Source organism: Anaerobacillus sp. ABR4_321, assembly GCF_056158505.1.
In genome coordinates, this window is sequence record NZ_JBSWTK010000001.1 from 1,752,388 (window position 1) to 1,766,189 (window position 13,802).

Below are 13,802 nucleotides of genomic sequence, written 5' to 3' on the forward strand. Positions count from 1 at the left end.
TGGTGTGAACCAATATAAAGGGAAATGTGAATTACTTCCATGAGCATCTGGTGTGAAGGGCGAAATGCCTGTGTAGCATCAAGACGGACCAGGCCGTTATCCTGATGAAGTGGGAGGAAGGTTATTTCCTTCAACAAGGGTGGTACCGCGATCAAACTCGTCCCTTACCAGGGGCGGGTTTTTTTATGTTGAAATTTACTTTAAAAGGAGTCAGTATAATGCATATTTTAGATGAACTAGAAGCTAGAGGGTTAATCAATCAGGTAACTGATGAAGAGGGTCTTAAGAAAGAGCTTTCCGAAAACAGCATTGGAATCTATTCTGGTTTTGATCCGACTGCAGATAGTCTGCATATAGGACACCTTCTTCCAGTACTTGCTCTTAGAAGGTTTCAGCTTGCTGGTCATACACCGATCGCATTAGTTGGAGGTGCGACGGGACTTATTGGAGATCCGAGTGGACGTGCGAATGAGAGGACACTAAATTCTGAGGATATCGTTCAAGAATGGACGAACAAGCTACAAGGACAGCTCGCTCGCTTTCTTGATTTTGAGACTAGTGAAAACCCAGCAAAAGCTGTGAACAACTTTGATTGGATCGGTGGGTTAAACATCATTCCATTTCTACGTGATATTGGAAAGAACTTTGGGTTGAACTACATGCTAGCAAAAGATTCTGTTTCATCCCGTCTCGATGCAGGAATTTCTTTCACTGAGTTCACGTACATGATCCTTCAGTCTTATGATTTTCTTGAATTGTATCGTAATGAGAACTGCCGTCTGCAAATCGGCGGTAGCGATCAGTGGGGGAACATTACTGCTGGACTAGAATTGATTCGTAAAGAAGAAGGATCAGAAGAAGGGGAACGTCCTAAAGCGTTTGGCGCAACGTTTCCACTCGTTACAAAGAGTGATGGATCTAAATTTGGTAAATCAGAAGGCGGCGCAATTTGGCTTGATGCAGACAAAACGTCTCCTTATGAATTCTACCAATTCTGGATCAATACAGATGATCGAGATGTAGTAAAATTCCTTTATTACTTTACTTTCTTAAGCGTCGAAGAAATTAAAGAACTTGAAGCTTCTAATAACGAAGCTCCTGAAAAGAGAGAGGCTCATCGTAAATTAGCTGAAGAAGTAACGAAACTTGTTCATGGTGATGAGAAGCTTCAGCAAGCGATCAACATTTCAAAAGCTCTGTTCAGCGGTGACATAAAAGAGTTGACTGCAGATGAAATTCGTCAAGGTTTTAAAGATGTACCTTCTTACCATGTTGAAGAGGAAGAAAAAGGCTTGATCGATTTGCTTGTAGAAGCTGGTATCTCATCTTCAAAACGACAGGCTAGAGAAGATGTTAAGAATGGTGCGATCTATATTAACGGTGACCGTAGTCAAGAAATGGATAAGGTCATTTCTTCTTCAGATCGGATTGAAGGACAATACGTTATTATTAGAAGAGGAAAGAAAAAATATTTCCTTCTTACATTCTAATCTTGCAAGGCCGGTAATCATAATGTGATTACCGGCCTTTTGCTATCAGGATAAAAAAATAAAAAAACCTCGGACAAAAAGTCCGAGGCTTTTAAGAAACAGCTTAACGAGAGTAGTACTCAACGATAAGAGCTTCAGTGATTTCTGCAGGAAGTTCAGAACGCTCAGGAAGGCGAGAGTACGTACCTTCAAGCTTATCTGCATCAAAAGTAAGGTATTCTGGAACAAAGTTGTTCACTTCAATAGCTTCTTTGATGATGTCAAGGTTGTTAGACTTCTCACGAACACTTAGTACTTGACCAGTTGCTACGCGGTAAGAAGGAATATCAACACGCTTGCCATCAACTGTGATGTGGCCGTGGTTAACTAGCTGACGAGCCTGGCGGCGAGTACGAGCTAGACCCATACGGTAAACTAGGTTATCAAGACGAGATTCAAGAAGAATCATGAAGTTCTCACCATGAACACCTTTCATTTTACCAGCATCATCGAAAAGACGACGGAATTGACGCTCAGTCATGCCGTACATGTGACGAAGCTTTTGCTTTTCTTGAAGCTGAAGTCCATATTCAGAAAGCTTTCTACGCTGGTTAGGTCCATGTTGACCTGGAGCGTAAGGACGCTTTTCCAATTCTTTACCTGTTCCACTTAGAGAAATACCAAGACGACGAGAGATTTTCCAACTTGGTCCTGTATAACGAGCCATAATTAGCTCCTCCTTTATCACTATTTTTATTGGTATAAAATAAAAACAGTGTCGCGATTCCAGATTATGCACATTATGTTTTCACACGCCTTCACCTTGCAGCCGGAGGTTACGCGGCGCACCTATTAATAGGAACATAATGAAATCATAAGCCGTCACGATGCTGCCATTTCTATTTTACACAACTGTCATTGTACCTTTTCTATCGACCCGTGTCAACTTGCTTCGTTTCCTCGCTAGTCAGGTATTTCTACAAAAACTGAAAATCCTCTTCACCTTATTTAAGAAAGCGCTTACAATGTAATTGTATGATACATAGATTGGAGATAGAGGGGGAGCTACATTGAGAAAAGAAAGTCGATTTGAAACTAGAACGATTCATGAAGGTTATGATTCTCATACACATCATAACAGTCTTGCATCGCCTATATATCAAACTTCTACGTTTACGTTTGAAACTGCCGAGGCAGGCGAAAAAAGGTTTGCAGGGGAAGAGCCGGGATATATCTATTCTAGATTAGGAAATCCTACTGTGAAGATGTTAGAAGAACGGATCGCTTCACTAGAAGGAGCAGAGGCTGGTTTAGCGTTTGGATCAGGAATGGCTGCTGTTTCAGCAGTCCTATTCCACCTAGTTCGTTCAGGTGATCATATTTTGTGTTCAGAAGGTGTTTATGGGTGCACATTCGGATTATTGCAATTAATGAAAGAAAAGTTTTCAGTAGAGCATGACTTACTACCTCTTGATTCAAGAGAGCAGATCTTGCAAGCAATTCAACCAAACACGAGTGTCATCTACATTGAAACACCGATCAACCCCACTTTGAAATTGATCGATTTAAAGATGATCTCTTCAATTGCCAAGGAAAGAGGAATCACCGTCGTAGTCGATAATACCTTTTCTACGCCATATCTCCAAAGACCTTTGGAATTTGATTGCGACATCGTCTTGCATAGTGCAACGAAATACATTGGTGGACATGGTGACGTTGTAGCTGGTCTAGTCGTTGGTGATCATGAGATGATTTCTTCAATTGCAAAATCGACACAAAAGGACATTGGAGGTATCTTATCACCATTCGATGCTTGGCTTTTATTAAGAGGGTTGAAAACACTGCCTCTTCGCATGGACCGCCATTGTGAGAACTCGCAATCAATCGTTCACAAATTGAAGGAACATCCTAAAATTAAGAAAGTCATGTACCCTGGTTTGGAAGAGTCTCCGTCATATTCGATCGCAAAGAAGCAAATGAAAAAGCCTGGCGGGCTCATATGTTTCGAGCTAGAGGGCGGGAAAGCAGAGGCACAGGCCTTCATGAATAGACTCGAAATGATTAAAATTGCTGTAAGTTTAGGTGATGCAGAAACACTGATACAACATCCTGCTACGATGACACATGCGGTTGTACCAGAAGAAGAAAGAGTGAGGATGGGAATCAATGATTCACTTATTCGAATTTCAATCGGTCTAGAAGCTTGGGAAGATATTTGGGCTGATATAGAGCAAGCGTTAGAAATGTAACTCCGATTAAGTCAATAAAAACAGCCGCGGAATCTCGCGGCTGTTTTTGGTTCATTTATAGATTCTTTTCTAATGTAGTGATAAACTTCTTTAAATATTTTTCATCCGTTTCATCAAATCGTCCAACGCTTGGGCTATCGATATCAAGAACGCCAATAATGTCGTTAGAGGAACGAATTGGAATGACAATCTCTGATTGAGAAGCGGCATCACAGGCAATATGTCCTGGGAACTCATGAACGTTCTCAATTCTCATGGTTTTACCTTCTTTCAAAGAAGTTCCGCATACGCCGCGACCGTTCGGAATACGGACACATGCTGGTAAGCCCTGGAAAGGTCCAAGTACGAGCTGGTCGCTTTCTTTTTCATATAAATAAAAGCCAACCCAGTTAACATCGTTCAGAAACTGATTCAATAATGCAGAAGCATTTGCTAAATTTGCAATTTGGTTTGTTTCATCTTCAATCAGCGCTTGTAGCTGCTTGATGACCATTTCATAATCTTTTTCTCTCTTGCCTGAGTAGGATTCGACTTCAAACAAGTTTATTCACCTCAACTTTGTATCGAAATTATGCTAATCATATCAAAACTTGGAGGTTATTACACATATTTTGTCGCACGATTAATAAAGGATAGTTTGGGTGTTCAACGAAAAAGTAATAGTACGAAAGAAATGGAGGTGGTTCCAAAGTGAAGCAGGAGCGAGATACAGTATCGAAGCGAAACGTCATACAGGCCGCCATTCAACTCTTCAATACCAAAGGATACAATGGAACTTCAGTCCGTGATATTGCCAATAAAGCAGGCGTGAACGTCTCGTTGATCTCTTATTACTTTAATGGGAAGAAGGGACTAGCTGAGTTTTTGATGACGACTTTTCTAGAAGGCTATGTCAAAGAGTTAGAGAACGTTCATAAAATGTTAGATAATAAATCTGCAAAGGTTTGTTTAGTCGAAGCACTACGATCGATTATGATCTATCAACATCAAAATAGACAGTTAGCGAGATTTGTTCATAGAGAAATTACGTTCGATTCAGTCCTTGTCCGAGAAATCATGACCACCTATTTATCAAGAGAAAAATTTTATTTATCGAAAATTTTTGAGGCCGGCTTTTCAAATAAGGAGTTTCGCCCTCAGTCAGTCGATTATGTCGTCATGCAGTTAAGAGGGATGTTGTCGATGCCTTTTCTGCAGCCCCAATATATATTAGAAGTTCATCATATTCAGCCTAATGAAGCCTATTTTATTGAACGATATACGAAGCAGTTATTACAGTGGGTTGAGTTATATGTATGTCGAGAGACCTCGGTAAAACAAAAGCCGTTCGCTATGAACGGCTAAGTGGATAAGAAAAAGATATAGGTTCTAACTGCTCTAAACCTTGACCAATCCCTTTGTAACTATGGGCGTCTGATCCATAGACAAGAGGGATTTTTCTGCTTATCGCTTCATTCACGACCCAAGCAGGGGGATAAGGTTCTTTACAAAGAGGCTTCACTGTTCCTGCCCCATTGTAGTCAAGTGATAGCCCCTGTCTTTTTACTTCATCTAAAATGGAGGTCACATAATTAGGTGAGAGCGTGTCACATGGAAACTGTTTTTGAAACTTATTCACTAAGCTAATGTGGCCGATTCGCTTTGGCTTATTAACTCCTAAATCTGAAGTTAACGAAGAGTAGACTGTTTCATAGTATTTTTTATGGACATTCTCGACTGAGCCTAACGATCTCACTAGTTCCTCAAATGACTCTGGACTATAGTCGAGGCACGTGTACTCGTTATTATGTTTAATAAAATGAACAGATAAGATTGAATCATCTAATTTTGGTCCGAACTCATTTAAAAAGTTCTTCGTTTCTTCTTCATACCCTTCTATGTAGTCAACTTCTAGCCCACAATTGATTTCTATTTTATCGCGGTATACATCTTTGATTTCTTCGACTGCTAAAAGGTATTCTTCTAATGTTTGATGTGACATTCCGCTGTCTTTTGATGGTACTGGGTCTATGAATCTTGGGGGAAGAGGTGCATGCTCGGTAAACGTTAATCCAGTAAAGCCTCGTTTTATTGCTTCTTCAACATAGCTTTCGAGAGGATCAGTAGATCCGTGTGGACAAAATGGAGAATGGACGTGGCCATCGTACTTTTTTCTCATATATAAGCACCTCTTTCAAGAATTCAAAAAAATTATAACATTATCAAGGAATTTGGCTGTCGAATATTGAATTTATTTAGTCAAACAGGTAATTACATGGTATCATAATACCGTTACCAAATTTCAAACACATATAATTAATTCTGTACATATAAATGAGTTTTTACGTTTTCATTTACATAAATTGATGATGTGGAAGAAGGGGTGCTTCCGTTGGAGTATATTGTCATTGCCATTATACTGATGATAGCCGTTTTTATTTACGGTGCTTATGCGAGAAGAAAAATATTTAATGAAATAGATCGCCTTGAAGAGTGGAAGATCGATATTCTGAATAGGCCTGTAACTGATGAAATTTCAAAAGTTAAGGGACTCGTTATGTCTGGTCAAACTGAAGAAAAGTTTGAAAAATGGCGTGAAGAGTGGGACGAAATCGTCGCTGTGAAGCTTCCCAATTTAGAGGAGCAGCTCATGGATACAGAAGAAGCCGCTGAAAGATATCGCTTCAGAAAAGCAAGAGCTAAACTAGAAGAAACACAAAATCGTTTAGAACATGCTGAAAAGAGAATCGAACTGTTACTGAAAGATATCGATGAACTTGTTTCAAGTGAAGAACAAAACCGAACCGAGATCTCTTCAGTACAAGAGGACTTCAGAGAAGCCAAGCAACGTTTATTATCTCAAAATCGCTCGCTAGGGGAAGCGTTTCCTGTGCTCGATAGCGAGGTTGAAGCCCTCCGCGATATGCTCAAAAAATATGAGCAGTTAACAGAAGAAGGAAATTATCTTGAAGCTAGAGATGTGTTAGTCCAAGTACAAGAGCGGTTAGACGTTGTTCAAGAGAAAATTTCAATTACACCTGAAGTGATCGTACTTGTGAATAACCAGATTCCTTCGCAGCTTAAGGAGCTTGAGGATGGCACTTCTGCAATGGAATCAGAAGGCTATGTTCTAGACCATTTAGAAATCGATACGAAAATCGAGGAAATTTCTTCTGAGCTTGAGCAATGGAAGACGGCGATTGAAACGACAGAAGTTCAATCGATCAAAACCGAGATTGATGATGTACGCGTGAAGATTGAAGGGTTGTATGACCAGTTAGAAAATGAAGTGGAAGCTAGACACTTCGTTACTCTAAAAGTAGAAGAGCTAGAACATGAATTGATGAAAACGAACAATCACCTTCAAGAGCTCCAGGAAGAAAGTAATGTTGTTCAATTGAGTTACAGATTAGAAGAACAAGAGCTTAAGGCGATAAAAGAACTTGAGATGAAGCTATCTGATCTTTATGTGAGATTCCAAGCAGTGCAAGATGCTGTCGATAACAACCAACAGGCATATTCTTTGCTTGCTGAGAATGCAATCAAACTAAAAGAAGATTTAGCGGCTGTAGATGAAGAATTGAAGATTCAAAAAGAAAATCTTCACATGCTCCGAAAAGACGAGTTAAGAGCATTAGAAACGATAAAAGAATTAAAGCGAAAGCTGATCGAATCGAAGCGATTGATGAAGCTAAGTAATATACCTGGTATCCCTGAGTCTTATCTAGAAGGATATGAGCGTGCTGAAGATATGATCGTGGAGTTAAATGATCGATTATCTGATGTCCCGCTAGATATTTACCAGATTAATCAGGTGCTTTCTGAAGCTGAAAGAGTCGTAGCTGAAAGCTGTGAATCTACACAGAAGCTTGTTGAAGATTCTGTATTAACAGAGAAACTTATTCAATACGGGAATCGCTACAGAGGTAAGTACAGAAGCGTAGATGATCTCCTATTGAAGGCAGAAGAACATTTCAGAAATTACGAATACGAAGAAGCCCTCTCAACTGCAGAAGCAGCTATTGAGAAGGTAGATCCACAAGTGCTGGAATCGTTGAAAGAGGATGTTCGAGAACCTGTAAATCAATAAAGAAAAGAGAGCCTTCCTCATTAGAGGAAGGCTCTCTTTATGGTATTTTCCAACTAACTACTTGCTTTAGTTGGTTTTTGTGATTGAGATATTATCAATCCTATGATGATTCCTAAAATCGCCGGTAACAGCCAGCCGATTCCTTCGCTGTAGAGCGGTAAGAAATTCATGAATTCTAATTTTGGAAGAATATTTCCTTCTAAGGCTTTAGGTATACTGACTATGATCGTAAATGTAATCGCCCATTTGTATATAGAACGATGCAGTGGAACTACAAAATTAATGAAAGTTAAGAAGATCAATATTATCGCAATCGGATAGATAGCGATTAAGACTGGTACCGTAAATGCAATAAGCTGGGACAGTCCGAGGTTCGCTACAAAAGCACTAAAAGCCGTAACGATAAGAATAACAGTTTTATATGAAAGTTTTGGATAAGCTTTTGAAAAATATTCCCCACAAGCTGTCACAAGACCAATGGATGTTGTTAAACACGCAAAAGTGATTGCAGCTCCGAGAAGGATCGTACCAAATGTTCCATATAGATAGTTCGCAACACTCGATAGGATTGCGCCACCGTTATCAGCAGAGACTACGATATCAAGATTTGTGGCACCAATATATGCGAGAGACAAATAAATGATCGTTAATCCAACCGCTGCAAGTAAGCCGGCTTTTAGAACAGAAAAGGCGACGACTTTTTTATTGGTGACTCCCTTGTCATTGACCGCTTTTATGATGACGATTCCAAAAACAAGTGCGGCTATTGCATCCATAGTGAGGTAACCGTCTAAGAACCCTTTAAAGAATACGCCATTCTGATAACCCTCTCTTGGAGTTGATAGTTCATCTGGTAGATTAACGAATGCTCCAACAATCAAGCTTCCAAGAACTACGATTAATATAGGGGTTAAGATATTCCCAATTCGATCTACAAGTTGAGTAGGGTTAAGAGCAAACCAAAAGGTTAGTCCAAAGAATATCAACGTATAAATGAGAAGCGGCATACCCGTTGTATTCGCCGTTTCACTTAAAAAAGGGACTACCCCTATTTCAAAAGCTACGGTACCTGTTCGTGGAATCCCAAAGAATGGGCCGATCGCTAAATAAAGAATTGCAGTGAAAAGAAACCCGAATGTAGGATTTACTTTTGAAGCGATATCCTTCAAGCTTCCACCAGTCAATCCAATAGCCGTTACACCTAGCAAAGGTAAACCAACACCAGTAATTAGAAACCCGATAATCGCTTCACCAATATTTTCTCCTGCTCCTTGACCAAGCGCAGGAGGGAAAATCATATTACCAGCACCAAGAAAAAGTGCAAAGAGCATCAATCCAATTGTAAACGTTTCCTTTTTTGTTAATTTCGCTTCCATCAGTTGTCCTCCCGATCCATTCAAACGCGTGTCGTAATTTTCGGACTTCATATTAACACAATTTATCGACAAAACATAACAAAGTCGTAAATGTTTTAAAATTCAAATAATAATAAGCCACTGTTGATAAGGTTTGTCGTTAATTGGAAAAATGGACCAATAGGTTTTGGTAGATTATATAGAAAAAAACTTTTAGGAATTGTGAGGATTATGTTTGGCTATCTGTAAACCCTATGGTAAGATTATTAGTTGGAAATTAATAACGACTGAGGGTGTCATAAAATGATTTATCTGGATAATAGTGCCACTACCCAGCCCTATGATGAAGTCATCGCGGCTTTTAAGAAAACAGCACTCGATTATTTTGCGAATCCTTCTTCTCTGCATCGAAAAGGTGGAGAGGTAGAGCGATTAGTGAGACAGGCGCGGAGAAGTATTGCTTCTTTGTTAGGTGTTGAAGAGGAAGAGGTGATCTTCACATCAGGCGGAACTGAAAGTAACAATCTAGCGATAAAGGGAACCGCATTCGAACATATGAAGCGTGGAAAACACCTAATTACGTCACAAACCGAGCATGCATCGAGTATGGAGTCGTTCCGACAGCTAGAAAAGATGGGATTTGACGTTACTTACCTCCCTGTTGATGGAGAAGGACAGGTTTCAAAAGATGATCTTGTTGAAGCACTTACGAAAGATACAATCCTTGTCTCCCTTTTGCACGTTAATAATGAGGTTGGTTCCATTCAACCGATAAATGAACTAGGTAGTATAATAAAAGAAAAGTCTCGCGCTTTGTTTCATGTTGATGATGTTCAAGGAGTAGGAAAGGTAGCAAGTGATGTTCATTCAGTAGCCGATCTCGTCTCCTATTCAGCTCATAAGTTTCATGGCCTAAAAGGGAGCGGACTATTAGTTAAGCGAAAAAATGTGTCACTATTTCCGCTGCTTTCAGGCGGAGGGCAGGAGAATGAATTCCGATCAGGTACAGAAAATGTTCCAGGTATCGTTTCTACTGCTAAAGCACTTAGGCTGTATATGCAGAAGTCACAATCTAATGTTAAAAAATTGAATGATTTAAAGATAAAGTATATAGAGAAGTTAGAAGAAATTAAAGAAGTTGTTATGAATACACCAACGAAGAGCGCTCCTCATATCATCAATTTCTCTGTACCAGGCATAAAACCAGAAGTATTGATCCACGCTTTAGAAGAAAAAGACATTTATGTATCAACACGTTCTGCTTGTTCTTCTAGAACAGCTGAACCAAGTCATGTACTGACAGCATTAGGTGTTTCTAATTCTAGAGCTAGCGCAGCGATTAGGGTTAGTTTATCTTACGAAACAACTGAGAAAGAACTTGATGTGTTTCTGTTAGAATTAACAAAAGCAATTCATAAACTAAAAGAAGTAATGAGGTAATAACACAATGTATGATCATATAATAGTCCGATATGGTGAAATTGCACTAAAGGGAAAAAATCGAAAAGGGTTCATAAATTCACTCAAAAGACGAGTGAAGAAAGTGACGTCAGAGTTTGAAAATATCATCGTAACGCAATCCTTTGATCGGATGGTAATCAAACTGAATGGTCAAGATCCTGAGCCCATTTTAGTAAAACTCAAGACAGTTTTTGGTATTCATAAGCTGAGTGTCGCAGTTAAAGCAGAGTTAGATCTTGAAGACATTAAAGAAAAGTCATTAACACTTATGCGTAATCAACAAACTGAAGGAATCAAGACTTTCAAAGTAACGGTTAAGCGTCCTAACAAGCAGTTTCCACACCGCTCTCAAGATATGAATAGAGAGATCGGTGGATATGTACTTCGTAATACCGAGAACTTGACGGTAGATGTACACCATCCCGATCGTGAACTGAGAGTTGAAGTGAAAAATGATGGTGCATTTATTAGCTGTGATCACTCAGAAGGTGCTGGTGGCTTACCAACGAATCAAGATAATAAAGTGATGCTCATGCTATCAGGAGGAATCGATAGTCCTGTAGCGGGATATTTAACGATGAAGAGAGGCGTGAAAATTGAGGCTGTTCATTTCCATAGCCCTCCCTTTACAAGTGAGCGCTCAAGACAAAAGGTAGAAGACCTGACAAGAGTGCTGGCACGATATGGTGGGGATATCCGCCTTCATATCGTACCGTTTACAAACACGCAGAAAACCATTCATAACGAGATGCCAGATAACTATAGCATGACGATTATGAGAAGAATGATGATGCGAATTACTGAAAGGATCGCTGAACAGACTGGGGCATTAGCGATTACGACTGGTGAGAGCTTGGGACAAGTAGCAAGTCAAACCATTCAAAGTATGAACACGATCAATGAGGTAACGAACTATCCTGTTCTCCGTCCGTTGATCTCGATGGACAAAGTAGATATTATGAATATCTCAAGAGAAATCAATACGTATGATATCTCAATTAGACCTTATGAAGATTGCTGTACGGTATTTTTACCAGAGGCTCCAAAGACAAGACCTAAACGTGAACATGCCAATAAGTTCGAGCAATACTTGCCTATCGATGAGCTAGTTGAAGAAGCGGTATCAGGTGTTGAAACAATCGTTATAAAAGAAAATGAGGATGATTTCGCCGATCTACTCTAGATTTCCAAGTTTTAGAGTTACTGCCATAACTTAATTAGGATAGCACTTCCTTTTCTATCAAACGATAGTGTCAAGGAGGTGAATTACCTTGGCTAGATCAAACAAACTTGTAGTACCTGGTGTACAGCAGGCACTTGACCAAATGAAGTATGAAATCGCTTCTGAATTCGGTGTGAATCTTGGACCGGATTGCTCAGCTCGCGACAACGGATCTGTTGGCGGAGAGATTACGAAGCGTCTTGTGCAGCAGTCTGAACAGCAATACAGCGGTAAATAATTTCATAAACGTGGATAGCGGAAGAAGCTGATGCTTCTTCCGTTTTTTGGTGCAGTAACGCGAGTGAGAGAGAAAGCTTTCTGTAAATATTCAAAACCTTTAAACTTTTGTGTATAATAAAACTATTGAACTTAAAGGAGGAATCAACTTGCAAAATTTAATCGCACCCGAAACGTACAATCTCACGAGTGAGATTGAAAAGTTCACTAGTGACGAATCAAAGCTTGCCCTAAAGTGGAGAAATGATGAAGGTGGATATCAGGAAATTACATATACAGGCCTAATTGAACAGGCGAATCGAATAGCTAGTGCATTAACCACAAATGGCCTCTCTATGGGAGACAGAGTATTAATCATGATGCCAAGACAAATCGATACATATGCTGTATATATTGCTTGTTTAAAAGCAGGGCTTGTCGTCATTCCATCGTCTGAGATGCTGCGTAAAAAAGATCTAGTGTACCGTATCAATCATGCTGAAGCCAAAGCTGTTATTTGTGATTCTGCTTTATTTGAAGCTTTCGATGGCGTGGAGGAAGAAGCTCCGTCTCTTCAGCTGAAATTTACAGTTGGCAGAGAAGTGAACGGATGGATTTCCCTTCTTGATGCATCACAAAATGAGAGCGCTTTTTTTGAAGCTGCGGAAACAGCACGAGACGATATGGCGTTTTTGTCTTACACGTCTGGAACGACTGGGAATCCTAAGGGAGTCGTACATAGTCATGGTTGGGCATATGCCCATCTTAGAACATCCTCACAATCTTGGCTCGACATTCAAGAGGGTGATAACGTTTGGGCAACTGCAGGACCAGGGTGGCAAAAGTGGATTTGGAGCCCGTTTGTAGCGACATTGTGTAGTGGGGCTACTGGATTCTTATACAGTGGCAAATTTGAACCAGAGACATATTTAAGCTTTTTAGGTGAGTATGATATCAATGTTCTATGCTGTACGCCAACTGAGTACCGTTTGATGGCTAAAGTAGACGACTTAGAGAAGTACGATCTACCTGCATTAAGGAGTGCAGTGTCTGCTGGAGAGCCACTTAACAGAGAAGTGATCGACACGTTTAGAAGATGCTTTAACATCGATGTACGTGATGGCTATGGTCAAACAGAGAACACGCTTCTAGTTGGTATCCTTAAAGGTATGGAAGTAAAAGCAGGTTCTATGGGCAAACCGACCCCAGGTAATCAAGTAGAAATCATTAATGAGGAGGGGGAGCCCGTTCAAGTTGGAGAAGTTGGAGATATCGCTGTTCATAAAGACGTACCAGCATTATTCAAGCGCTATTACAAAGACGAAGAGCGTACGCAAATGGCGTTTAGAGGAGACTATTACTTAACTGGAGATAAAGCTTCAAAAGATGAAGATGGCTACTTCTGGTTTGAGGGAAGAGGCGACGACATCATCATAAGTTCTGGGTATACGATCGGACCTTTTGAAGTAGAAGACGCTCTTGTGAAACATCCAGCGGTACGAGAATGCGCTGTAGTCGCAAGTCCAGACGAAATCAGAGGTAACATCGTTAAGGCATATATCGTGTTAAAAGATCCTTCACAAGCAGGTGAGGAGCTTGTTCAAACGCTTCAAAAGCATGTAAAGGATTTAACAGCACCTTACAAGTACCCTCGTAAGATTGAATTTATAGAGGAACTTCCAAAAACCACGTCTGGGAAGATTCGTAGAATTGAATTACGTCAAAAAGAAAAACAAAGTGTATAACGTAATAAAGAGGACC

12 protein-coding genes and 1 other annotated feature (1 of these 13 running past the window's edge) are annotated in these 13,802 nt (G+C 40.0%); of the genes, 8 read left to right on the plus strand and 4 right to left on the minus strand.

Annotation, left to right across the window (positions count from 1 at the left end; all coding sequences use genetic code 11):
• Positions 1–168: a binding site (T-box leader), on the plus strand (it extends 58 nt beyond the left edge of the window).
• Positions 169–218: 50 nt separating this feature from the next.
• Positions 219–1,490: a tyrosine--tRNA ligase gene (gene tyrS / locus ACXADT_RS09015; RefSeq protein ID WP_474834335.1), complete on the plus strand. Its 1,272-nt coding sequence runs from the start codon at positions 219–221 to the stop codon at positions 1,488–1,490.
• A 103-nt stretch (positions 1,491–1,593) separates the two neighbouring features.
• On the opposite strand, the gene rpsD is transcribed toward tyrS, so the two are convergent.
• Positions 1,594–2,196: a 30S ribosomal protein S4 gene (gene rpsD, locus ACXADT_RS09020; protein WP_377888149.1), complete on the minus strand. Its 603-nt coding sequence runs from the start codon at positions 2,194–2,196 to the stop codon at positions 1,594–1,596.
• Positions 2,197–2,539: 343 nt separating this feature from the next.
• On the opposite strand from rpsD, the gene megL reads away from it, so the two are divergent.
• On the plus strand, positions 2,540–3,718 hold the full coding sequence (gene megL, locus ACXADT_RS09025; RefSeq protein WP_270179604.1) for a methionine gamma-lyase: 1,179 nt from the start codon (positions 2,540–2,542) through the stop codon (positions 3,716–3,718).
• A gap of 55 nt (positions 3,719–3,773) precedes the next feature.
• Here megL and ACXADT_RS09030 read toward each other — a convergent pair whose 3' ends face one another.
• Positions 3,774–4,259: a GAF domain-containing protein gene (locus tag ACXADT_RS09030; RefSeq protein WP_270179603.1), complete on the minus strand. Its 486-nt coding sequence runs from the start codon at positions 4,257–4,259 to the stop codon at positions 3,774–3,776.
• Positions 4,260–4,408: 149 nt separating this feature from the next.
• Here ACXADT_RS09030 and refZ point away from each other — a divergent pair, with 149 nt between their 5' ends.
• Positions 4,409–5,062: a forespore capture DNA-binding protein RefZ gene (gene refZ, locus ACXADT_RS09035; protein ID WP_270179602.1), complete on the plus strand. Its 654-nt coding sequence runs from the start codon at positions 4,409–4,411 to the stop codon at positions 5,060–5,062.
• Here refZ and hisJ read toward each other — a convergent pair.
• Positions 5,049–5,876 (minus strand): histidinol-phosphatase HisJ, encoded by an 828-nt coding sequence (gene hisJ / locus ACXADT_RS09040; RefSeq protein ID WP_270179601.1) that lies wholly within the window; start codon positions 5,874–5,876, stop codon positions 5,049–5,051. The genes refZ and hisJ overlap by 14 nt on opposite strands.
• Before the next feature lie 213 nt (positions 5,877–6,089).
• Here hisJ and ezrA point away from each other — a divergent pair, with 213 nt between their 5' ends.
• A complete protein-coding gene (gene ezrA, locus ACXADT_RS09045) occupies positions 6,090–7,787 on the plus strand; it encodes a septation ring formation regulator EzrA (protein WP_474810848.1) in 1,698 nt (565 codons plus the stop codon).
• Between the two features lie 53 nt (positions 7,788–7,840).
• Here ezrA and brnQ read toward each other — a convergent pair whose 3' ends face one another.
• The gene (brnQ, locus tag ACXADT_RS09050; RefSeq protein WP_474810849.1) at positions 7,841–9,163 is read right to left on the minus strand and encodes a branched-chain amino acid transport system II carrier protein; all 1,323 of its coding nucleotides are present in this window, start codon (positions 9,161–9,163) and stop codon (positions 7,841–7,843) included.
• 282 nt (positions 9,164–9,445) lie between these two features.
• Here brnQ and ACXADT_RS09055 point away from each other — a divergent pair, with 282 nt between their 5' ends.
• The 4 genes from ACXADT_RS09055 to mbcS all read left to right on the plus strand — a co-directional run bounded on the left by ACXADT_RS09055 (position 9,446) and on the right by mbcS (position 13,786).
• A complete protein-coding gene (locus ACXADT_RS09055) occupies positions 9,446–10,582 on the plus strand; it encodes a cysteine desulfurase family protein (protein ID WP_474834338.1) in 1,137 nt (378 codons plus the stop codon).
• A gap of 7 nt (positions 10,583–10,589) precedes the next feature.
• Positions 10,590–11,786 (plus strand): tRNA uracil 4-sulfurtransferase ThiI, encoded by a 1,197-nt coding sequence (thiI, locus tag ACXADT_RS09060; protein WP_474834340.1) that lies wholly within the window; start codon positions 10,590–10,592, stop codon positions 11,784–11,786.
• An 88-nt stretch (positions 11,787–11,874) separates the two neighbouring features.
• A complete protein-coding gene (locus tag ACXADT_RS09065; RefSeq protein WP_442865086.1) occupies positions 11,875–12,063 on the plus strand; it encodes an alpha/beta-type small acid-soluble spore protein in 189 nt (62 codons plus the stop codon).
• A gap of 142 nt (positions 12,064–12,205) precedes the next feature.
• Positions 12,206–13,786 carry an acyl-CoA synthetase MbcS gene (gene mbcS / locus ACXADT_RS09070; RefSeq protein WP_474834680.1) on the plus strand — a complete coding sequence of 527 codons (1,581 nt, stop codon included), beginning with the start codon at positions 12,206–12,208 and terminating at the stop codon, positions 13,784–13,786.
• Positions 13,787–13,802: the final 16 nt, after the last annotated feature.